The sequence below is a fragment of the Erwinia sp. GW821-FHT03D09 genome (genome assembly GCF_059420805.1).
In genome coordinates, this window is record NZ_JBWKUK010000003.1 from 93,996 (window position 1) to 115,688 (window position 21,693).

At 53.5% G+C, this 21,693-nt stretch carries 19 protein-coding genes and 2 pseudogenes; 17 read left to right on the forward strand and 4 right to left on the reverse strand.

Annotated features, from left to right (window positions below; translation table 11 throughout):
• Window positions 1–137 precede the first annotated feature (137 nt).
• The gene (gene ackA, locus AC07U6_RS03665; RefSeq protein WP_494763225.1) at window positions 138–1,340 is read right to left on the reverse strand and encodes an acetate kinase; all 1,203 of its coding nucleotides are present in this window, start codon (window positions 1,338–1,340) and stop codon (window positions 138–140) included.
• Window positions 1,341–1,678: 338 nt separating this feature from the next.
• On the opposite strand from ackA, the gene yfbV reads away from it, so the two are divergent.
• From yfbV to AC07U6_RS03705, 8 genes and pseudogenes are all read left to right on the forward strand, one after another.
• Window positions 1,679–2,131: a terminus macrodomain insulation protein YfbV gene (gene yfbV / locus AC07U6_RS03670; RefSeq protein ID WP_105591260.1), complete on the forward strand. Its 453-nt coding sequence runs from the start codon at window positions 1,679–1,681 to the stop codon at window positions 2,129–2,131.
• A 145-nt stretch (window positions 2,132–2,276) separates the two neighbouring features.
• On the forward strand, window positions 2,277–2,771 hold the full coding sequence (locus AC07U6_RS03675; protein WP_494763224.1) for a YfbU family protein: 495 nt from the start codon (window positions 2,277–2,279) through the stop codon (window positions 2,769–2,771).
• 13 nt (window positions 2,772–2,784) lie between these two features.
• Entirely contained in the window at window positions 2,785–3,441 is a 657-nt protein-coding gene (locus AC07U6_RS03680) for a sugar phosphatase (RefSeq protein ID WP_494763223.1), read from the forward strand.
• A gap of 80 nt (window positions 3,442–3,521) precedes the next feature.
• Window positions 3,522–5,354: an SLC13 family permease gene (locus AC07U6_RS03685; RefSeq protein WP_494763222.1), complete on the forward strand. Its 1,833-nt coding sequence runs from the start codon at window positions 3,522–3,524 to the stop codon at window positions 5,352–5,354.
• A 709-nt stretch (window positions 5,355–6,063) separates the two neighbouring features.
• Window positions 6,064–6,225 (forward strand): hypothetical protein, encoded by a 162-nt coding sequence (locus tag AC07U6_RS03690; RefSeq protein ID WP_494763221.1) that lies wholly within the window; start codon window positions 6,064–6,066, stop codon window positions 6,223–6,225.
• 77 nt (window positions 6,226–6,302) lie between these two features.
• Window positions 6,303–6,833: a HupA family protein gene (locus AC07U6_RS03695; RefSeq protein WP_494763220.1), complete on the forward strand. Its 531-nt coding sequence runs from the start codon at window positions 6,303–6,305 to the stop codon at window positions 6,831–6,833.
• A 243-nt stretch (window positions 6,834–7,076) separates the two neighbouring features.
• Window positions 7,077–7,388 (forward strand): hypothetical protein, encoded by a 312-nt coding sequence (locus AC07U6_RS03700; protein ID WP_494763219.1) that lies wholly within the window; start codon window positions 7,077–7,079, stop codon window positions 7,386–7,388.
• A 128-nt stretch (window positions 7,389–7,516) separates the two neighbouring features.
• Window positions 7,517–7,837 (forward strand): annotated as a pseudogene (locus AC07U6_RS03705) (surface lipoprotein assembly modifier); the annotation flags it as partial.
• Between the two features lie 147 nt (window positions 7,838–7,984).
• On the opposite strand, the gene yfbR reads toward AC07U6_RS03705, so the two are convergent.
• On the reverse strand, window positions 7,985–8,581 hold the full coding sequence (yfbR, locus tag AC07U6_RS03710) for a 5'-deoxynucleotidase (protein WP_494763218.1): 597 nt from the start codon (window positions 8,579–8,581) through the stop codon (window positions 7,985–7,987).
• Window positions 8,582–8,649: 68 nt separating this feature from the next.
• Entirely contained in the window at window positions 8,650–9,864 is a 1,215-nt protein-coding gene (locus AC07U6_RS03715) for a pyridoxal phosphate-dependent aminotransferase (RefSeq protein ID WP_494763217.1), read from the reverse strand.
• Window positions 9,865–10,888: 1,024 nt separating this feature from the next.
• Between AC07U6_RS03715 and lrhA the strand changes: the two genes are divergently transcribed.
• A complete protein-coding gene (gene lrhA / locus AC07U6_RS03720; RefSeq protein WP_494763216.1) occupies window positions 10,889–11,815 on the forward strand; it encodes a transcriptional regulator LrhA in 927 nt (308 codons plus the stop codon).
• Between the two features lie 82 nt (window positions 11,816–11,897).
• Here lrhA and AC07U6_RS03725 read toward each other — a convergent pair whose 3' ends face one another.
• Window positions 11,898–12,056: a hypothetical protein gene (locus tag AC07U6_RS03725; RefSeq protein ID WP_494763215.1), complete on the reverse strand. Its 159-nt coding sequence runs from the start codon at window positions 12,054–12,056 to the stop codon at window positions 11,898–11,900.
• Between the two features lie 425 nt (window positions 12,057–12,481).
• Here AC07U6_RS03725 and AC07U6_RS03730 point away from each other — a divergent pair, with 425 nt between their 5' ends.
• The 8 genes and pseudogenes from AC07U6_RS03730 (at window position 12,482) to nuoI (ending at window position 21,692) form a co-directional block, all read left to right on the forward strand.
• The gene (locus tag AC07U6_RS03730) at window positions 12,482–12,919 is read left to right on the forward strand and encodes an NADH-quinone oxidoreductase subunit A (protein WP_494763214.1); all 438 of its coding nucleotides are present in this window, start codon (window positions 12,482–12,484) and stop codon (window positions 12,917–12,919) included.
• A 17-nt stretch (window positions 12,920–12,936) separates the two neighbouring features.
• Window positions 12,937–13,611: a NuoB/complex I 20 kDa subunit family protein gene (locus AC07U6_RS03735; protein ID WP_105591271.1), complete on the forward strand. Its 675-nt coding sequence runs from the start codon at window positions 12,937–12,939 to the stop codon at window positions 13,609–13,611.
• A gap of 105 nt (window positions 13,612–13,716) precedes the next feature.
• A pseudogene (gene nuoC, locus AC07U6_RS03740) lies at window positions 13,717–15,530 on the forward strand (NADH-quinone oxidoreductase subunit C/D).
• Between the two features lie 2 nt (window positions 15,531–15,532).
• Window positions 15,533–16,048 carry an NADH-quinone oxidoreductase subunit NuoE gene (nuoE, locus tag AC07U6_RS03745; RefSeq protein ID WP_494763213.1) on the forward strand — a complete coding sequence of 172 codons (516 nt, stop codon included), beginning with the start codon at window positions 15,533–15,535 and terminating at the stop codon, window positions 16,046–16,048.
• Window positions 16,045–17,385 carry an NADH-quinone oxidoreductase subunit NuoF gene (nuoF, locus tag AC07U6_RS03750; RefSeq protein WP_494763212.1) on the forward strand — a complete coding sequence of 447 codons (1,341 nt, stop codon included), beginning with the start codon at window positions 16,045–16,047 and terminating at the stop codon, window positions 17,383–17,385. The genes nuoE and nuoF overlap by 4 nt, the downstream gene beginning before the upstream one ends.
• 51 nt (window positions 17,386–17,436) lie before the next feature.
• A complete protein-coding gene (nuoG, locus tag AC07U6_RS03755) occupies window positions 17,437–20,163 on the forward strand; it encodes an NADH-quinone oxidoreductase subunit NuoG (RefSeq protein WP_494763211.1) in 2,727 nt (908 codons plus the stop codon).
• Entirely contained in the window at window positions 20,160–21,137 is a 978-nt protein-coding gene (gene nuoH / locus AC07U6_RS03760) for an NADH-quinone oxidoreductase subunit NuoH (protein ID WP_123335192.1), read from the forward strand. Before nuoG ends, nuoH begins: the two co-directional genes overlap by 4 nt.
• Window positions 21,138–21,149: 12 nt before the next feature.
• Window positions 21,150–21,692 carry an NADH-quinone oxidoreductase subunit NuoI gene (nuoI, locus tag AC07U6_RS03765; RefSeq protein WP_494763210.1) on the forward strand — a complete coding sequence of 181 codons (543 nt, stop codon included), beginning with the start codon at window positions 21,150–21,152 and terminating at the stop codon, window positions 21,690–21,692.
• Window position 21,693: the final 1 nt, after the last annotated feature.

A 21,693-nucleotide genomic window follows, 5' to 3' on the forward strand; every position in this document is an offset into this window, starting at 1 on the left:
GATAACCTCTCTAATAGCCTGCATTTTTCCGCCTGCATCAGTACCGATGGCATTTTTGCAGCGCAAACCAGGGCTATATCGTTACTTCTGCTCTCTGGAAACAACTCCGTCAGCCTGAGCTGACGGATATTAGTATATTAAGCGGTCAGGCGGGCTGCGTCCTGCGCGATAACCAACTCTTCATTGGTTGGGATCACGATGGCTGGACGGGTACCTTCTTTGTTGATGAAACCTGATTTGCCGAAGCGGGCAGCCAGGTTACGCTCGTGGTCAACCTCGAAGCCCAGCAGCGCCAGTTTGCCCAGCGACAGTTCACGCACCATCGCGGCATTTTCACCGATACCGCCGGTGAAGATAACCGCATCCAGGCGGCCATCCATCAGCGCCGCGTAGGCTCCGATATACTTGGCCAGACGGTGGCAGTATACGTCCATCGCACGTTTTGCATCGGCTTTGGTTTCGTAGTTATCTTCTACATAGCGGCAGTCGCTGGTCACTTCGGTCAGACCCAGCAGGCCAGACTCTTTGGTCAGCAGCTTGTTGATGGCGTCAACGTTCATGCCCAGCGTGTCGTGCAGGAAGAACACCACAGCCGGGTCGATGTCACCACTGCGGGTGCCCATTACCAGGCCTTCCAGTGGGGTCAGGCCCATAGAGGTGTCAACGCACACGCCGTTACGGATGGCAGAAACTGAACCGCCGTTACCAAGGTGGCAGGTGATAATGTTCACGTCTTCAACCGGTTTGTTCAGAACTTTCGCCGCTTCCTGAGTCACATAGTAGTGGCTGGTGCCGTGCGCGCCGTAGCGACGAACGCCATGTTCTTTATACAGTTTGTACGGCAGGGCGTAGAGGTAAGACTCTTCCGGCATGGTCTGATGGAAAGCGGTGTCGAAAACGGCCACGTTTTTATCAGCCAGGTGCGGGAAGTTTTTCAGCGCTTCATCAATACCGATCAGGTGTGCCGGGTTGTGTAGCGGTGCAAAATCAGAAGCGTCTTTGATGCCCTGGATAACAGAATCGTCAATCAGCACGGACTGGGTCAGCTTCTCGCCGCCATGAACGATACGGTGGCCGATTGCCGCGATTTGTTCTGAAAGTTCTGGTTTTTGTGCCAGAATAGTTTTAACCATGAAGTTTAGTGCTTCACTGTGTGCCGCGCCGGCACCCAGAGCCGCTTCCTGTTTAGCGCCGTCCAGCTTCCATTTGATACGGGCTTCCGGCAGGTGGAAGCATTCAGCTAAACCTGACAGGAATTCGTCACCGTTTGCCGGATCGATGATGGCAAACTTAAGGGAAGAACTACCGCAGTTCAGAACCAGTACTAACTTACTCGACATGGAAGGTCCTATTTATATAAAAGTGGCGAAATAAAAGTCAAACAGACTATCAGCGTAGCGCATGAAAGCTGGTACATTAATGACACATGTCATACTGGCGAGAACTTTACAGAGATCGGCAGTAAGAAATTTTGGATATTTTACGGGATTTTTTTAAATCCTGTTCGATCTTTCATGGCCCGACCAGTTGTTGACCGCAGCTGCTCGCTGTCCAGGGGCGAAAACGCGCTCAGGATAACCAGAGTGGCTCACAAAGACAAAATATTTTGAATAATGTCATTTAAAGTTGGTGTGTTGCGGTTTTTTTTTAATTTTTATCTCTGAAGTTGAGGTCCGCTATGGCGAATGAATCCGGCTCCGTAGGGTGGTTCAAGCTGTTCCAAAATGGGCAGCATTACATGAAAACCTGGCCTGTCGATAAGCGTCTTGCGCCGGTGTTTCCTGAAAACAGGGTCACACGCGCCACGCGTTTTGCAATTGCATTTATGCCACCGCTGGCGGTGTTTACTCTGACCTGGCAGATCGCACTGGGCGGTCAGCTTGGCCCGGCGGTTGCCACGGCGCTGTTTGCCTGCAGCCTGCCGATGCAGGGACTGTGGTGGCTGGGTAAGCGATCGATCACGCCGCTGCCGCCGACATTATTAACCTGGTTCCACGACGTGCGTGAAAAGCTGCAGGCGGCGGGACAGGCGATTGCACCGGTGGAAGGCAAACCGACCTATCAGTCTCTGGCAGACGTGCTGAAGCGCGCGTTCAAGCAGCTGGATAAAACTTTCCTCGACGATCTCTGATCTGTCACGATTGTCCATCGATTAACACGTTAGGTTATTCCTTAGCGGGTTTTCATCTGGAAACCCGTTTTGAATCAAAGAAGCTCCCCGCGCGGCTGTGAGATCCTTATCCACAACTTAATTTCCGTAACCAGGGAGCCCCTCGATGGACATGACCCCAGCCCAACGTTTAATTCTTTCCAATCAGTACCAGATTATGGCTATGCTTGATGCCGAAAACGCCGCGCACTACCATCGCTGCCAGACGATCATCAAGCGCGGCTATGGTTTGCAGATGCGCGAGCTGGACAGCGAACTGAGTCAGCTACCCGAAGCTGAATGCCGCACGCTGCTGGCAATGATGGAGATGCATCATGCGCTGCATATATCCTGGAGTAATCTGAAAGATGCGCAGGATATCGATCCGCGCAGGCTGCAATTTCTCGGCTTCGATGCTAACAGCGAAGGGCGTTACCTGGGCTACACGCGCTTTATGGTCGAGTGCGAAGGGCGCTATACGCATTTCCCTGTCGGCAGCCATCGATTTGATGCGCAGGTTCCGATGTGGGAAAAGTATCAGCGAATGCTTGCTGTATGGCACAATTGTCCGCGACAGTATCATTTGAGTGCGAATGAAATCGTACAAATTATTAACGCCTGATGAGGACGTCGTAGTGAAGTGTAAAGGTTTTCTGTTCGATCTGGATGGCACGCTGGTAGATTCCCTGATGGTTGTGGAGCGGGCCTGGAGTAACTGGGGGCGTCGTCGGGGGATTGATACCGAAGAGATCCTGGCTTTTATCCACGGTAAGCAGGCCATCACCTCACTGCGTCACTTTATGCAGGGCGCCTCGGCTGAAGAGGTTCAGCAGGAGTTTCTGGCCCTTGAGCAGTTAGAGGCGGAAGACACGGACGGCATCGTTGCGCTGCCGGGGGCACTTTCCCTGCTGGCGACGCTGGACGAGCTGGAAATCCCCTGGGCGATCGTCACCTCCGGTTCTGTACCGGTGGCCAGCGCTCGTCATGGCGCAACCGGGCTGCCGGAGCCGCATGCATTTGTCACCGCCGAGCGCGTTGAGCGTGGAAAACCGGAACCTGATGCCTATCTGCTGGGGGCGCATCTGCTGGGCCTGGAGCCGGAAGAGTGCGTGGTGGTAGAAGATGCCGCTGCGGGCATTCTCTCCGGCCTGGCGGCAGGCTGCCACGTGGTGGCGGTTAACGCGCCTGCCGATGCACCGCGCCTGAACGAGGTTATGGCGCTGGCCTCGCTGGAAGAACTGATCGTTCACCGCGATCCTGACGGCACGGTAAATGTCCATCGTAAGCACTAATCCCTTGATTTAACCCCGCTATTGCGGGGTTTTTTTATGTCATGCTGTTGGCAACTGTAGCCGCCTGACGGGAATACGCCGTGAACAATCAACTGCTCTGGGTACTGTGCCTGCTGGCTTTTGTGGTGATGCTGTTTATTACCGGCAAGCTGCGCATGGAGGTCGTTGCGCTGCTGGCCATTATCGCCTTTGTATTAAGCGGCACGCTGACGCTGCAGGAGGCAACGCTTGGCTTCAGCGACCCTAACGTGATCCTGATCGCCGCGCTGTTTGTAGTCGGTGAAGGGCTGGTGCGCACCGGCGTGGCGTTACAGCTGGGAGAGTGGTTGATTAAGGTGGCCGGCAGCAGTGAAAGCCGCGTGGTGGTGCTGCTGATGCTTACCGTCGCCGGGCTTGGCGCAATAATGAGCTCGACCGGCGTGGTGGCGATTTTTATTCCGGTGGTGCTGAGCGTGGCCGCCAAAATTAACAGTTCTCCCGGCCGTCTGATGATGCCGCTGAGTTTCGCCGGATTGATCAGCGGGATGATGACGCTGGTCGCCACGCCGCCAAACCTGGTGGTTAACAGCGAGCTGGTGCGTGAAGGGCTGAACGGTTTCGGCTTTTTCGCCGTTACGCCAATTGGGCTGGTGGTGCTGCTGCTGGGCATCGGCTATATGCTGCTGGTGCGTTTCTGGCTGGTGACGCCGACCGCCGCCGACCGCCCGGGGCAGGCCCGACGCACCTTTCGTGAACTGATTCATCAATACCGGTTGAGCGGCCGTGCCCGTCGTCTGGCGATCCGCCCGGATTCGCCGCTGATTGGCCATCGGCTGGACGATCTGCAGCTGCGTGAGCGCTTCGGTGCCAGCGTGGTGGGCCTGGAACGCTGGCGGAAGTTTCGCCGGGTGATGGTACCGGTGACCGGTACGACCGAGTTTCGTAGCGGCGACGTGCTGCTGATCGATATGTCTGCAGCCGAGATCGATCTGCGGGAGTTTTGTACCAGCCAGCAGCTGGAGCCAATGGTACTACGCGGGGAATATTTTTCCGATCGCGCCCGTGACGTCGGCATGGCTGAAGTGTCGCTGCTGGCCGACTCACCGCTACAGGGAAAAAGCCTGCGCGAAATTGCGTTCCGCTCTCGTTACGGCATCAGCGTTGTTGGCATGCGGCGCGGCAGCGAGGTGCTGGAAAGCGCCTTTACCGACGAGCCGCTGGCGCTGGGGGATATTTTGCTGGTGATGGGTGACTGGAAAAAAATCGCCCAGATCCAACAGCAGACCCAGCGTGATTTTATGGTGCTTAACCTGCCTGCCGAGGTGGATGAGGTTGCTCCGGCTAGCAGCCAGGCACCGCATGCGCTGTTCTGCCTGGCGCTGATGGTGGCGATGATGCTGACCGAGGAGATCCCTAATCCGATTGCCGCGATCGTTGCCTGCCTGCTGATGGGAAAGTTCCGCTGTATTGACGCGGAAAGCGCATGGCGATCGATTCACTGGCCGGGGCTGATCCTGATTATCGGGATGATGCCTTTCGCGCTGGCGCTACAGAAGACCGGCGGTGTGGCGCTAATCGTTGACGGCTTGATGCAGCTGGCGGGTGGGCGCAGCCCGCAGGTGATGCTGGTCTGTCTGTTTGTGCTCTGTGCCACCATTGGGCTGTTTATTTCCAATACCGCTACGGCGGTGCTGATGGCACCGATTGGCGTGGCGGCCGCGCATCAGATGGGCGTGTCGCCTTATCCGTTTACCATGGTCGTGGCCGTGGCGGCGTCAGCAGCGTTTATGACGCCGGTTTCCTCCCCGGTGAATACGCTGGTTTGTGCGCCGGGCGGATATCGTTTCTTTGATTTTGTGAAGGTTGGGGTACCGTTTACGCTGATTGTGATGGTGGTCAGCGTGCTGTTGATTCCACGGCTGTTTCCGTTCTGATTCTTCGCTGCTGGTCAGGATGCTTTGGTACTGGGGATAGTGCCTTGGGGCCAGTCTCTGTGGCTGTCGGGCGGTCCTCGCGCCGCTTTGCGGTTCTCTCAGCTTCGGTATCGGGTCTTTCGGATCGGCGTGGAGCGGGCGTCTCGGTCCCTGGCAACCACTTATCCCTGCATTACACCTAAAATCAGTGCGTAAATAACTGAGAGCTATCCAAAATTTCTAAAATAAAACCCTATTTATTTTCATAAACACAAAAAAATCCCATTTCCCTAAGCGGGGCTGAGATAGCCTGAAAACCGCCCTGTGATATTCGCGATAGCCTGCGTCAGATTGCTGAGGGAGGTTATCGCAGCCGTTCTGTACTGTTGTCCTTACCTCGTTAAAATCACTCCTTCCGTAAGTCCCATACTGATATCACCTGCGACCGCCGCCTGAATCTCCATTAAAATCAACGGCACTCTTGTCTTGTATAAATATTATCCAGCCGACCTTGTAAGTCAGGATTTTGTAAATATTATCAATTGGTGTAATAAAATATTTCATATGTATAAAAGTAAGAATTATGACCGTTTGATTTTTATTCGATTAATTTATTTAAATTCAATTGTTTGAACTTATTCCAGACATGGCTGACTGCCTGAGGTTGAATCTCAGGCCATTGGCTCATGTAAAAAACAGCAATTAAATTAAATCGTTAAGGAGAGTATCTATGTTGTTAAAAACTCATCAGATGGTTCTGGCTCTTGCGATTTTGTCCGGCGCGAGTGCGGCACAGGCGGCCTTAGTCTCAGATTTACTGGATGATGTATTACCTGAACATAAACTAACAGGTCCTTTCGCCGAAGAAAGTAACCCGGGTGCAAGCCCTTAGTAGGACGTGGAAATGGAATACTTCTTGATCGTTACCCCGTAGTTAAGTCGAGTAATGGAGATGTACTCCTCGAGGGAGTGACAGCTCTTTCTTCCCCTCGCGAAGTAGGGTTTGGAATTAATAGACTAAATACAGTTAATATTTTTCAGATTAACGGCCGAAACGTAACTAATCCTTCGTTGGTAAATAAAATTGAAGGTATCTGGACATTTGGTCAGGTAGCAGAGCAGGAAGTATGGTTTGGCGAGTGGAACGCTGAGCAGGCTTCTGGACCTACAGGAACCAAGGTTCCCGGAACGCACAATGTTTTTTATATTGGAAATATACGGTCGGCTTATATTGTGAATTCCGCTACGCCGCTGACCTATCATATTAAATCGAATAATAATTACAGTAATGGTACTGCTGCGCCAACCAGTGAACTCACGGTTAACTTCACTACTGCTGAGGTTAGTTTAACCGGTGATATCTCATTTACTAACGGATTATTAACTAAACAGCGCACTGCTACTCGCGCAGCCGGGGGAATATCTGCTGAAAATGTTAGCGTTGCCAGCGCTGGCGGTACCGTGGGGGTGATGACAGGGCAACTCTACACTCGAGCTTAGAGACCTATGTATCCTCACCAGGCATGGTCGCAGGTATCGTCACTTTTAGCGATCGCGGTAAGAATACTGCATTCGGTGGCGCAGCATTTACACCACCGCCACAGACCACACCATAAATAATCCCGATTTTTCCAAAGCAGGGGGTTGCCCAAATCGCCCCTGCTTTATCCTGCTGCTCGTGGCGCATAAATCCGGGATCGCAGCCGGGGGCCAGGAGCACTGTCTTAGATGGAGCGTTCCGCTATGCAAATTGATCAGCCAGCTGCCTTCACCCGCTTCTTTCCGTACTTAATACTCTTATCTTTTTCATCGTTCATCACCTTTAACAGCTCAATTTCCCGGGGCGAGGATCGTGAAGATACGCGTCTGCTGCTGGAGATGAACGTGCAGCGCCAGGCGGTTGGGTGTGAACGCGATCTGCTAAGAGAACAGCAGCCTGCGGCGGCAGGTACCTTCAACGTGAATGGTCAGACCTGGCAGGTGGAGCGAACGGCCCCGGCGCTGGGACGGGCGCTTTATATGGCCCTGCAGGCTCACGAATGGAGCGTTGCATAAAGCCCGTCATTTTCGTCAGCAGAGTTATGCGGAGAATCAGAATGGTGGGCAAACCTCATACTGGGCCACCTATTATCACAGCGTCGCTGAAGGCATAACGCTGTTCGGCGGTGTAGGATTTTACCGATTCGGATGCCCGCAGTGAATACAACGGCTATCGGCAAAAGGGAGTCAGGCTTGGCGTTTCGGCCGAGTTGCCGGCGGGGGGCCAGGCAACGCTGTTTACCGCTTTGCGCAAGCGCGACTACGACGTTTGCAATCCGTTAATCGAGGAGCAATGCCTCGACAGAGAACAAAACTACGTGCTGGTGGTGAAGGCACAGGAGTGGAAAATCGCAGGTTTTGTCCCGATGTTGATTGCGCGGCATAACAAGGTGAAAAGTAGCGTTGACTGGCTTTACAGCTACGACCGAAATGATATCGGCTTTAAGCTGGAGTATGCGTTTTAAACATCCAGCAAATCATCGTGCGTGATGTAGAACCGGGTTATAGAGATTATTACGCAGCTGTAAGGGGTTAACAGACGTCACCCCTGTTTTTAATTTGATCAGCAATCAGCAATCAGCAATCAGCAATCAGCAATCAGCAATCAAGCGCTACAGCGACTCCTGGCTAATTTCATCCAGCGACAGGCTAAAGCTGGGGATGAACACCTCAACAAAATAGTCCATTTCCGGGCTATGCCGCTGGGAGAGGGTTCTCTCCAGGCGGGCTTTCGCCAGCAGGAATTCGTTATTGCCCGCCGACAGCTCTTCCAGACATTTCAGGTAGGCGCAAAGCGCATCCGCCTGCTTAACGATCGCGGTTTCCGCCTCGCTGTGCAGGTGCTCGTCAATCAGCGGAGCCCAGGCAGAGCGCAACTCTTCCGGCAGCATTTCAATCAGCTTCTTCTGCGCGATCTTCTCGATTTTTTTGTACTCATGGGCAATTTGCGCATTGTAGTACTTCACAGGCGTTGGCAGATCGCCGGTCAGCACTTCGCTGGCGTCGTGATACATCGCCATCAGGGCGATACGCCCGGGGTCGAGATTGCCGTTAAATTTCTTGTTTTTAATCACCGCCAGCGCATGGGCAACCATCGCCACCTGCAGGCTGTGCTCTGACACATTTTCCGTGCGCACGTTGCGCATCAGCGGCCAGCGGTTAATCAGTTTCAGACGTGAGAGGTGGGCAAAAAAGTGGCTTTGATTCATCAGGTCTTTCCGCTTGCCCGGATAGCCGCATTGCCGCTAACCGGGACTGATATCTGAAGAGAGGAGACTTACTGGTGGTAGCCGCCGAGGAAACGGCCAAACTTGGTGATGGCCATTTCCAGATCGTCTACGCGCGGCAGAGTAACGATGCGCACATGGTCTGGCCACGGCCAGTTAAAGGCGCTGCCCTGAACCAGCAGGACTTTTTCCTGCAGCAGGAAGTCGAGAACCATCTTCTGGTCATCGTGGATGTTGAATTTTTTTGCGTCGATTTTCGGGAACATATACAGCGCGCCTTCCGGCTTCACGCAGCTGACGCCAGGGATGTCGTTGATCAGCTCCCAGGCCCGATTACGCTGCTCATACAGACGGCCACCCGGCTGAATAAACTCGCTGATGCTCTGATAGCCGCCCAGCGCGGTCTGAATGGCGTGCTGCGCCGGAACGTTGGCGCACAGGCGCATCGACGCCAGCATTTCCAGGCCTTCAATATAGCCTTTTGCGTGCTTCTTCGGCCCGCTCAGCACCATCCAGCCCTGACGGAAACCGGCAACGCGGTAGGTTTTTGACAGGCCGTTAAAAGTAATGGTCAGCAGGTCCGGTGCCAGCGCTGCGATCGAATGATGACGGGCGGCATCGTAAAGAATTTTGTCGTAGATTTCGTCAGCAAAAATAATCAGGTTGTGCTGGCGGGCGATCTCAACCACTTCCAGCAGCAGTTCTTTGCTGTATACCGCGCCCGTCGGGTTGTTCGGGTTGATGATCACAATGCCGCGGGTGCGCGGGGTGATTTTGCTGCGAATATCGTCAAGGTCCGGGAACCAGCCTGCGGACTCGTCACAAAGGTAATGCACGGCCTTACCGCCGGAGAGGGACACGGCAGCGGTCCACAGTGGGTAATCCGGGGCCGGAACCAGCATTTCATCGCCGCTGTTCAGCAGCGCCTGCATTGACTGAACGATCAGTTCGGAGACGCCGTTACCAATATAAATATCTTCAACGGTAGTATCACGGACGTCTAAAGCCTGATAATGCTGCATGATGGCTTTACGCGCGGAATACAGGCCTTTAGAGTCGCAGTAGCCCTGTGCGCTGGGCAGATTACGGATCACATCGACCAGAATTTCGTCCGGGGCTTCAAAGCCGAAAGGGGCAGGGTTACCGATGTTGAGTTTGAGAACTTTATTACCTTCTTCCTCGAGGCGCTTGGCTTCTTTCAACACCGGGCCGCGAATGTCGTAACACACATTATCCAGTTTGCTGGATTTATCAATTTGGGTCATCTCGGTCACCTTGACTGGCAGGAGGGTTTTCCTGCCGTGGAAAACTAAACGTTACACAATGTACTCCTCTCCTTAATGCTTTTGAAGGGTAGCCACTGCGTTTGGCGCGTTAATCGCGCTTTTTTCATGCGGCTCAAACGACAGCGTAGAGGTTGTACATTTTGCAGTATTAAATACTGTAAAACTGAGTGTAATCACTACTTAAGACTGGAATCGTTCTTGTAATACTGAATGTCGATTCTCCTTTTGAAAGAAAATTGTTGGGAAAGATTGCACAATTCGTTAACGAAAAGTGGATTAATGATTGTTGAAACAGTCTAAATAAAATTATTATTTGATTGCTTTTCAATTGCTTGCACCTGTCACACTAAGCTCAATCGTTTGCGCAGGCGCTGTGCCTGTCAAAAGACTGAACGAGTCCGATTCTTAAAGCGAAGTTTAATTTTAGTATATGCAAGTCTCATTGGAGTGCTGTCGCTGATAAAATCTTACTTTAGAGATAAGAATAATCGTATTTAGGCTTAAAAAGTAGGCGACAGTATGTCAGGATAACTTTCAGGAGACTTTACGCCGGTTTGCAGAGGTCTTCTGGTAATAAAAAAATGGTTTTTATACCCTGAAAGGGTAAGGAATTCTTAATATTCCTCCGGCATTGACGATGAATGATTGCCACAGACTTTCCAGTTTGAATCTGCACTTTTAGATCCAAAACCGACCTCATTGTGTACCTAAAGTTTGTCGTGGTGAGCAGTAATTCTGTATCTGATTACCGCTTATGGGTTGGTCCAGTGTGCAATCGTGATTAATCAGAGTCAGACACCTTTTTACCGTTCGTGTTGGGCGCAGGCTTAGCCGATGGGAGTGCCGTACAGGGTCTTACAGTGAAAGTTTAAGTCATACTTCAGCCGGGAGTACCGGTTTCCCGCTGATAGAATTATGCATTGATTATCGACTTATCTTTTTGATAAGAAAGTGATAACACCAGGGTAGCTGTTCGTAAAAAACTTATAAAGTGAAGAAAAACATGACTAATGCAAATCGTCCGATACTTAATCTCGACCTCGATCTGCTGAGAACTTTTGTAGCCGTAGCCGATCTGAATACTTTTGCCGCCGCTGCTGCCGCTGTGTGCAGAACCCAGTCAGCAGTTAGCCAGCAGATGCAGCGTCTGGAACAACTGGTTGGCAAAGAACTCTTTGCCAGGCATGGACGTAACAAGTTACTGACTGAACATGGTATTCAGCTGTTGGGCTATGCGCGAAAAATCCTGCGCTTTAATGATGAAGCCTGCACGTCACTCATGTACAGCAACGTTCAGGGCGTGCTGACCATCGGCGCATCTGACGATACATCCGATACTATTTTGCCTTTCCTGCTAAACCGTGTGACGTCGGTATATCCGAAGCTGGCCATCGACGTACGCGTCAAGCGTAACCCGTTTATGATGGAAATGCTGAATCAGGGCGAGGTTGATCTGGTTGTAACGACCTCCAGCCCGATGAACTTTGCCTGGCAGGTACTTCGTACGTCGCCGACGCTGTGGTATTGCGCTGCGGATTATATCTTCCAGCGCGGGGAGGCTATTCCTCTGGTACTGCTGGATGAGCCAAGCCCTTATCGTGATATGGCCATTGATCACCTTAACGAAGCCAGTATCCCATGGCGTATCTCCTATGTTGCTTCTACGCTGGCTGCGGTGCGCGCGGCGGTGAAAGCGGGCCTTGGTGTGACCGCTCGCCCGGTGGAGATGATGAGCCCGGAGTTGCGCGTTATGGGTGCCGCGGAAGGCTTACCGGTTCTGCCGGATACCGAATATCTGCTGTGTCGCAACCCGGATAGCGACAACGAACTGGCGCTGGCGATCTTCAATGCCATGGAGTCCAGCAACGATCCTTATGCCCTGGTCAACGCAAATCCTGATGGTGCCGCGCTGCTGGATGAGGATGAGTAATCTGTCAGTTTAAACGCTGATGTTTATCATTTTCATAGCTAAATTGCATTAAAACTATAAATAAAAGTCTTTCAGCGTTTTTTTAACCTGAAAGGCTTTTTTTTGAAATTTTTCTATTATCTGAATGCACTTTATTCATCAGAAAAAAGTGTTCCTGCTGCCCTTGTCCATAACGACCTAAAATCGCTCGTTCTACTGCTGGATACGCCAGTATCATTCGTGCGATGAATTGATTTTGCACAATCCTTGCTGGCTAAAATTTGGCCATAAAACACAGAAGTGTGTCCTCGATCAAAAAAATAACCCTATTAAGGGGCAGGAAAATATGATTATTCCTGCCAAAATAGAGATTGTTAAATACGCGAGCCGATCATGGTTTTAGCTGCAACATTCTTGTCAGGTCCTACCACTGACACGATTTAGCTTATTTTTTACGCATTAATTGTTAATATAATGTTGCACCTGTAAATTAGCATGCGGACACTTTTGTCAAAGTTGACAAAAGGTTATTGAAAGGAGTAAAAAACCCCATAAAATAGCTGTCTAATCATAATAGAGGCAGTAAAATTTATAAGGTTTCTTATTTTTCCCTTGAATCGTTGTGGTGTGTTAACTGCCAGATTAGAGCAGGACGCGAAACACCACTTTTGGTGAGTAAGCAAGAGTATGTCAACAACCACGGAAGTCGTCGCCCATCACTGGGCATTCGCTGTTTTTCTGATCGTTTCAGTCGGTCTGTGTTGCCTGATGTTGGCCGGAGCGTGGTTCCTGGGCGGAAAAGGCCGGGGAAGGCACAAAAATACGCCTTTTGAGTCAGGAGCTCCTTCCGTCGGTAGCGCAAAACTGCGCCTGTCTGCCAAGTTCTATCTGGTGGCAATGTTCTTCGTAATCTTCGACGTTGAAGCCCTCTATCTCTACGCATGGTCGACAGCGATTCGCGAAAGCGGATGGGTCGGTTTTGTGGAAGCCGCCATTTTCATCTTGGTATTGCTTGCTGGTCTGGTTTATCTGGTTCGCATCGGCGCGCTGGACTGGGCTCCTGCCCGCCGTCGCTTTGACGTGAAACCAACCACCATCTCGCACTCCAACCGTAATACGCAGTAACAGCGAGGCAAATAGACATGGACTATACGCTCACCCGCATAGACCCGAACGGTGAGAATGACCGTTACCCCCTGCAAAAACAGGAGATCGTCTCTGATCCCCTGGAAAAGCATGTTCATCAAAACGTCTATATGGGCAAGCTTGAGCATGCCATGCATGACCTGGTGAACTGGGGACGCAAGAACTCCCTCTGGCCGTTTAACTTCGGTCTTTCCTGTTGTTATGTCGAAATGACGACGTCGTTTACTTCGGTACACGACGTTGCGCGTTTTGGCTCGGAAGTTATTCGTGCTTCGCCTCGCCAGGCCGACTTCATGGTGGTTGCAGGAACCTGCTTTACCAAAATGGCACCCGTTATTCAGCGCCTGTACGACCAGATGCTGGAACCTAAGTGGGTGATTTGCATGGGTGCCTGCGCCAACTCCGGTGGTATGTACGACATCTACTCCGTGGTTCAGGGCGTTGATAAGTTCCTGCCGGTCGATGTGTATATTCCAGGCTGCCCGCCGCGCCCCGAAGCCTATATGCAGGCGCTGCTGCTGCTGCAGGAATCGATTGGTAAAGAGCGCCGTCCGCTGTCGTGGGTGGTCGGCGATCAGGGTGTCTATCGCGCCAATATGCAATCCGAACGCGAGCGTAAACACGCTGAACGTATCGCGGTAACAAACCTGCGCAGCCCTGACGAGATTTAAGCCAGGCAGTTTATGGATGAGGTCAGCAACAGCACAACAAGACTACAAAGCAACGTGCGCCGACCCGCCTTACGCCAACACTGAGTGCCTGTCGGACAGGCCAGAATGGTGAACAACTTATGACAGACTTAACCACGCAAGATCTCGCACAGCCTTTATGGCAAACCCGCGACCACCTGGATGACCCGGTGATCGGCGAGCTGCGTAACCGTTTTGGGCCAGATGCCTTTACCGTACAACCAACCCGTACCGGGATACCGGTTGTCTGGGTGAAACGTGAGCAGTTGTTAGTAGTAATTGAGTTCCTGCGCAAGCTGCCTAAACCCTATGTCATGCTGTATGATCTGCATGGCATGGATGAGCGCCTGCGTACCCACCGTGCCGGTTTACCGGCGGCGGATTTTTCCGTTTTCTATCACTTCATCTCTATTGAACGTAATCGCGACATTATGCTCAAGGTGGCGTTGTCTGAAAACGATCTGAATGTGCCGACCATCACCAAAATTTTTGCCAATGCCAACTGGTATGAGCGTGAAACCTGGGAGATGTTCGGGATTAATATCGTGGGCCACCCACACCTGACGCGCATTATGATGCCGCAGAGCTGGGAAGGGCACCCGCTTCGTAAAGACTATCCGGCACGTGCGACCGAATTCGATCCCTTTGAGCTGACCAAGCAAAAAGAAGATCTGGAAATGGAAAACATGACCTTCAAGCCGGAAGACTGGGGCATGAAGCGTGGGACCAATAACGAGGACTATATGTTCCTCAACCTCGGTCCTAACCACCCGTCTGCGCACGGTGCGTTCCGCATCATTCTGCAGCTGGATGGCGAAGAGATCGTGGACTGCGTGCCGGATATCGGCTACCACCACCGTGGTGCTGAGAAAATGGGTGAGCGCCAATCCTGGCACAGCTATATCCCATATACCGACCGTATCGAGTACCTTGGCGGCTGCGTTAACGAAATGCCGTACGTACTGGCAGTAGAAAAACTGGCCGGAATAAAAGTGCCAGAGCGCGTAGAAGTGATTCGCGTCATGCTGTCAGAACTGTTCCGTATTAACAGTCACCTGTTGTACATCTCTACTTTTATTCAGGACGTCGGCGCTATGTCTCCGGTGTTCTTTGCCTTTACCGACCGCCAGAAAATTTATGACGTGGTGGAAGCGATTACCGGCTTCCGTATGCATCCAGCCTGGTTCCGCATCGGCGGCGTAGCGCATGACCTGCCGAACGGCTGGGAACGCCTGCTGCGCGAGTTCCTGGACTGGCTGCCAAAACGTCTGAAAGCCTACGAACAGACCGCGTTAAAAAATACCGTCCTGATTGGCCGTGCCAAGGGTGTATCTGCCTATAACATGGAAGAAGCGCTGACCTGGGGCACCACCGGCGCCGGCCTGCGCGGAACCGGTCTGGACTTTGACGTGCGTAAATGGCGCCCTTACTCCGGTTACGAAAACTTTGATTTCGAAGTGCCAATCGGTGGGGGAGTGAGCTGTGCTTACACCCGCGTGATGCTGAAGGTGGAAGAGATGCGGCAGAGTATGCGTATCCTGGAACAGTGCCTGAAAAACATGCCTGCCGGCCCATTTAAAGCCGATCATCCGCTGACGACGCCACCGCCTAAAGAGCGCACACTGCAGCATATCGAAACCCTGATCACGCACTTCCTGCAGGTTTCCTGGGGGCCAATTATGCCTGCCAACGAATCCTTCCAGATGATTGAAGCGACGAAGGGGATTAACAGTTACTACCTGACCAGCGATGGCAGCACGATGAGCTACCGCACACGCGTGCGCACGCCGAGCTTCCCGCACCTGCAGCAGATCCCTTCGGTGATCAACGGCAGCCTGGTATCCGACCTGATCGTATACCTCGGTAGTATCGATTTTGTTATGTCAGACGTGGACCGCTAATTATGCACGATCAAAGAATTGCGATCGAAACGATCGATGAATCCGGGGCCTTCATGCTGAGTGCGGCAGAGCGCGATGCCATCGAGCATGAAAAGCACCACTACGAAGATGCCCGCGCAGCCTCTATTGAAGCGTTGAAAATCGTTCAGAAACAGCGTGGCTGGGTGCCGGACGGCGCAATCCATGCGATTGCCGACGTGCTGGGTATTCCAGCCAGCGATGTGGAAGGCGTGGCAACGTTTTACAGCCAGATCTACCGCACGCCGGTAGGCCGCCATGTGATCCGCTACTGCGACAGCGTGGTGTGCCACATCACCGGCTTCCAGGGTATTCAGGCCGAGCTGGAAAGCAAACTTAATATTAAGCCCGGTCAGACGACGGCTGACGGCCGCTTTACGCTGCTGCCAACCTGCTGCCTCGGCAACTGCGACAAGGGACCGGTCATGATGGTGGATGAAGATACCCACGTTCATCTGACGCCGGAAGGTCTTGCCAACTTACTGGAGCAGTATCAATGAAAACGATTATTCGTACTGCCGAAACGCATCCGCTAACGTGGCGCATGCGTGACGATAAGCAGCCGGTATTCTTCGATGAGTACCGCAGTAAGAATGGCTATGCCGGTGCTGAAAAAGCGCTGAAGTTCATGTCGCCGGAAGAGATCGTAGGCCAGGTGAAGGATTCCGGTCTGAAAGGCCGCGGCGGCGCAGGCTTCTCTACCGGTTTGAAGTGGAGCCTGATGCCGAAAGATGAATCCATGAACATCCGTTACCTGCTGTGTAACGCCGATGAAATGGAGCCGGGCACCTATAAAGACCGCCTGCTGATGGAGCAGATGCCGCACCAGCTGGTTGAGGGCATGTTAATCGGTGCTTTCGCGCTGAAAGCCTATCGTGGCTACATCTTCCTGCGTGGTGAATACGTCGAGGCGGCGGCGAACCTGCGCCGTGCGATTGCTGAAGCGACCGAAGCGGGTCTGCTGGGTAAGAATATCCTCGGAACCGGTTTTGATTTCGAACTGATCGTCCACACCGGTGCAGGCCGCTATATCTGTGGTGAAGAAACGGCGCTGATCAACTCGCTGGAAGGCCGCCGTGCTAACCCGCGCTCCAAGCCGCCTTTCCCTGCTTCTGCAGGTGTATGGGGTAAGCCGACCTGCGTTAACAACGTGGAAACCATCTCTAATGTTCCGGCGATCATTGCTAACGGCGTTGACTGGTACAAAAACATTTCCACCAGTGAAGACGCCGGTACCAAGATGATGGGCTTCTCCGGTCGCGTTAAGAATCCGGGCGTGTGGGAGCTGCCGTTTGGTACGACCGCTCGCGAAATTCTGGAAGATTATGCCGGCGGCATGCGTGACGGCCTGAAATTCAAGGCCTGGCAGCCGGGTGGGGCAGGCACGGACTTCCTGACCGAACAGCACCTCGACCTGCCGATGGAGTTTGCCAGCATTGGTAAAGCCGGTAGTCGTCTGGGAACCGCGCTGGCCATGGCCGTGGACCATGAGATCAATATGGTGTCGCTGGTACGCAATCTGGAAGAGTTCTTTGCCCGCGAATCCTGCGGCTGGTGTACGCCGTGCCGCGATGGCCTGCCGTGGAGTGTGAAAATTCTGCGCGCGCTGGAACGCAAACAGGGGCAGCCGGGGGATATCGAAACCCTGCTGCAGCTCTGCCGCCAGCTTGGCCCGGGTAAAACCTTCTGTGCGCATGCGCCTGGTGCAGTAGAGCCACTGCAAAGTGCCATCAAATATTTCCGCGAAGAGTTCGAAGCGGGTATGGCACCTCAGGTTTACAGCAACGCGCACGCGATTAGCGGCATCCAGCCGAACCTGTTAAAGGCTCGCTGGTAAGCAAAGTTTAACGCCCGTTTTTTTACCGGGCCTTACGGAAGCATGTTCACTATGGCTACAATTCATGTAGACGGTAAAGAATATGATGTTGATGGCGCAAACAACCTGCTGCAGGCCTGTTTGTCCCTCGGCTTAGATATTCCTTATTTCTGCTGGCACCCAGCGCTCGGTAGCGTCGGTGCCTGCCGCCAGTGTGCGGTGAAGCAGTTCCAAAATGCCGAAGATACCCGTGGTCGTCTGGTGATGTCCTGCATGACGCCAGCCTCCGACGGTACCTTCATCTCTATTGATGACGGCGAAGCAAAAGAGTTCCGCGAAAGCGTGGTGGAGTGGTTGATGACCAACCACCCGCACGATTGTCCTGTATGTGAAGAAGGCGGTAACTGCCACCTTCAGGATATGACGGTCATGACCGGCCACAGCTTCCGTCGCTACCGTTTCACCAAACGTACCCACCGCAATCAGGATCTCGGCCCGTTCATCTCTCATGAAATGAACCGCTGTATCGCCTGCTATCGCTGCGTGCGTTACTACAAGGATTATGCGGACGGCACCGATCTCGGCGTGTACGGTGCCCACGACAACGTCTACTTCGGTCGCCCGGAAGACGGCGTGCTGGAAAGTGAATTCTCCGGCAACCTGGTTGAAATTTGCCCGACCGGCGTGTTTACCGATAAAACCCACTCCGAGCGCTACAACCGTAAGTGGGATATGCAGTACGCGCCAAGCATCTGCCAGCAGTGCAGCATCGGCTGTAACACCAGTCCGGGCGAGCGCTATGGCGAGCTGCGCCGTATCGAAAACCGCTATAACGGTACCGTTAACAGCTACTTCCTCTGTGACCGTGGTCGCTTCGGCTATGGCTACGTGAATCTGAAAGACCGTCCGCGCCAGCCTGTGCAGCGTCGTGGCGATGACTGGATCACCCTGAACGCCGAGCAGGCAATGCAGGGGGCGGCCGACGTGCTGCGCCAGGCAAACAAAGTGATCGGTATCGGTTCCCCGCGTGCCAGTGTAGAAAGCAACTTTGCGCTGCGCGAACTGGTTGGCGCTGAAAACTTCTCTACCGGCATTCCGGCAGGGGAACAGGCGCGTCTTGATCTGATGCTGGAAATTCTGCGCGACGGCGGTATCCATACTCCGTCCCTGCACGATATTGAAAGCTACGATGCGGTGCTGGTGCTGGGTGAAGATCTGACCCAGACCGGTGCGCGCGTAGCGCTTGCCGTCCGTCAGGCGGTGAAGGGTAAATCTCGTGAGATGGCAGCGGCGCAGAAAGTGGCCGACTGGCAGATCGCAGCAATTCTCAATATCGGCCAGAACGCCAAACATCCGCTGTTTGTCACCAACGTCGATCAGACCCGTCTTGATGATATCGCCGCGTGGAGCTACCGTGCGCCGGTTGAAGATCAGGCGCGTCTCGGCTTCGCAATTGCCCATGAGCTGGACGCCAGCGCACCGGCGGTCAGCGATCTGGATAAGTCACTCAACGGTAAAATCGACGTGATCGTGCAGGCGCTGGCCGGTGCGAAGAAGCCACTGATCGTTTCCGGCACTAACTCAGGCAGCGAAGCGGTGATTCAGGCTGCCGCCAACGTCGCTAAAGCGCTGAAAGGTCGCGGTCAGGATGTGGGTATCACCCTGCTGGCGAGCGCTAGCAACAGCATTGGTCTTGGCATGATCGGCGGTAACACGCTGGATTCCGCGCTTCAGGAGCTGGAAAGCGGTTCGGCGGATGCGGTCATCGTGCTGGAAAACGATCTTTATCGTCAGCTGCCGAAAGCCCGAGTGGATGCGGCGCTGAAAAATACGCCAAACGTGATTGTTATCGATCACCAGCGTACGGCAACCACGGAAAAAGCCGGTCTGGTTCTCTCCACCGCCAGCTTTGCAGAGAGTGACGGAACGGTAATCAACCAGGAGGGCCGCGCTCAGCGCTTCTTCCAGGTTTATGACCCGGCCTATTACGACAACAAAGTTGAGATGCTGGAAAGCTGGCGCTGGCTGCACGCGCTGCAAAGCACTATCAACAGCCGCGAGCCGGACTGGACTCAGCTGGATCACGTTATTGATTCCTGCGTTGTTGCGCTACCGCAGCTGGCGGCGATCAAAGATGCGGCACCGGATGCCAGCTTCCGTATTCGCGGCCAAAAACTGTCGCGCTCACCGATTCGCTCCAGTGGCCGTACCGCGATGCGTGCCAACATCAGCGTGCATGAACCGCGTCAGCCGCAGGATAAAGACACGATGTTTGCCTTCTCGATGGAAGGGAACAACCAGCCGGGTGCGGCACGTTCGCAGATCCCATTTGCCTGGGCTCCGGGCTGGAACTCACCGCAGGCATGGAATAAATTTCAGGCCGAAGTGGGCGGTCATCTGCGTAACGGCGATCCGGGCGTGCGTCTGTTCGAAGCGGGCCCGTCGCAGCTGGGATGGTTCGAAAAAATTCCTGCCGCGTTTGTGGGCAGTGAAGACCGCTGGCGTGTCGCGCCGTACTTCCATCTGTTTGGCAGTGAAGAAATGACCCAACGTTCGCCGGTTATGCAAAAGCGGATGCCGGAAGTTTATGTGATGGTTAACCCGGATGATGCGGCGAAACTCGGCGTTAACGCCAACAGTGCCGTTCAGTTCAACTGCCAGGGCGAAACCCTGCGCTTGCCGGTGCGCTTGTCAAGCCACCTGCAGGCAGGGCAGGTCGGTCTGCCGCTGGGCTTACCGGGTATCCCTCCGTTCCTGTCGGGCGCTGAAATCGACAATCTGCAGGAGGCGGCACAATGAGCTGGTTGACACCGGAAGTTATCGACATTTTGATTGCCGTTGGCAAAGCACTGGTCATCCTGATGGTGGTGGTGGCCTGCGGTGCGCTGATGAGCTTTGGTGAACGCCGAATTCTCGGCCTGTTCCAGAACCGCTACGGTCCTAACCGCGTCGGCTGGGGCGGATCGCTGCAGCTGGTGGCGGATATGATCAAAATGTTCTTCAAAGAGGACTGGATACCGCCGTTTACCGACCGTGTGATCTTCACCCTTGCGCCGATGATTGCCTTTACCTCGTTGCTGCTGGCGATGGCGATTGTGCCGGTTACCTCTACCTGGATGGGGGCGGACCTGAATATCGGTCTGCTGTTCTTCCTGATGATGGCGGGTCTGGCCGTGTATGCCGTGCTGTTCGCGGGCTGGTCGAGTAACAACAAATACTCGCTGCTGGGTGCCATGCGCGCCTCGGCCCAGACCCTGAGCTACGAAGTGTTCCTCGGCCTGTCGCTGATGGGCGTGGTGGCGCAAGCGGGTTCGTTCAACATGCTGGATATCGTCAACAGCCAGGAACATATGTGGAACGTGATTCCGCAGTTCTTCGGCTTCCTGACCTTCTGCATCGGCGGCGTAGCGGTGTGTCACCGTCACCCGTTTGACCAGCCGGAAGCAGAGCAGGAACTGTCGGACGGTTATCACATCGAATACGCCGGTATGAAATTCGGTCTGTTCTTCGTCGGTGAGTACATCGGTATTGTTACCGTGTCTTCACTGATCGTGACGCTGTTCTTCGGTGGATGGAACGGTCCGTGGCTGCCGCCAATTTTCTGGTTTGCCATTAAAACGGCCTTCTTCATGATGATGTTCATTTTGATCCGTGCTGCGTTACCGCGTCCGCGCTATGACCAGATGATGTCGTTCGGCTGGAAAGTTTGTCTGCCGTTGACGCTGTTGAACCTGCTGGCGACAGCCGCAGTGATTCTGTACACGGCGCAGTAAGGGGTTAAGAACATGACATTAAAAGACATTGCCGTTGGTTTCGGTACGACAGTACGCAGTATCTGGCTGATTGGTCTGAACGCCTTCGCCAAGCGCGAAACCATGATGTACCCGGAAGAGCCGGTTTATCTGCCGCCGCGCTTCCGTGGGCGCATTGTGCTGACGCGTGACCCGGATGGCCAGGAGCGCTGCGTTGCCTGTAACCTGTGTGCGGTTGCCTGTCCGGTAGGCTGTATCTCGCTGCAAAAAGCCGAGATGCAGGATGGCCGCTGGTACCCGGAATTTTTCCGTATTAACTTCTCGCGCTGCATTTTCTGTGGCCTGTGTGAAGAGGCTTGCCCGACCACTGCGATTCAGCTTACCCCAGACTTCGAGCTGGGCGAGTTTAAGCGTCAGGATCTGGTGTATGAAAAAGACGACCTGTTGATCTCCGGTCCGGGCAAATATCCGGAATATAACTTCTACCGGATGGCGGGTATGGCGATCGAAGGTAAAGACAAAGGCTTTGCTGAAAACGAAGCTAAACCTATCGACGTCAAGGGCTTGTTACCTTAAG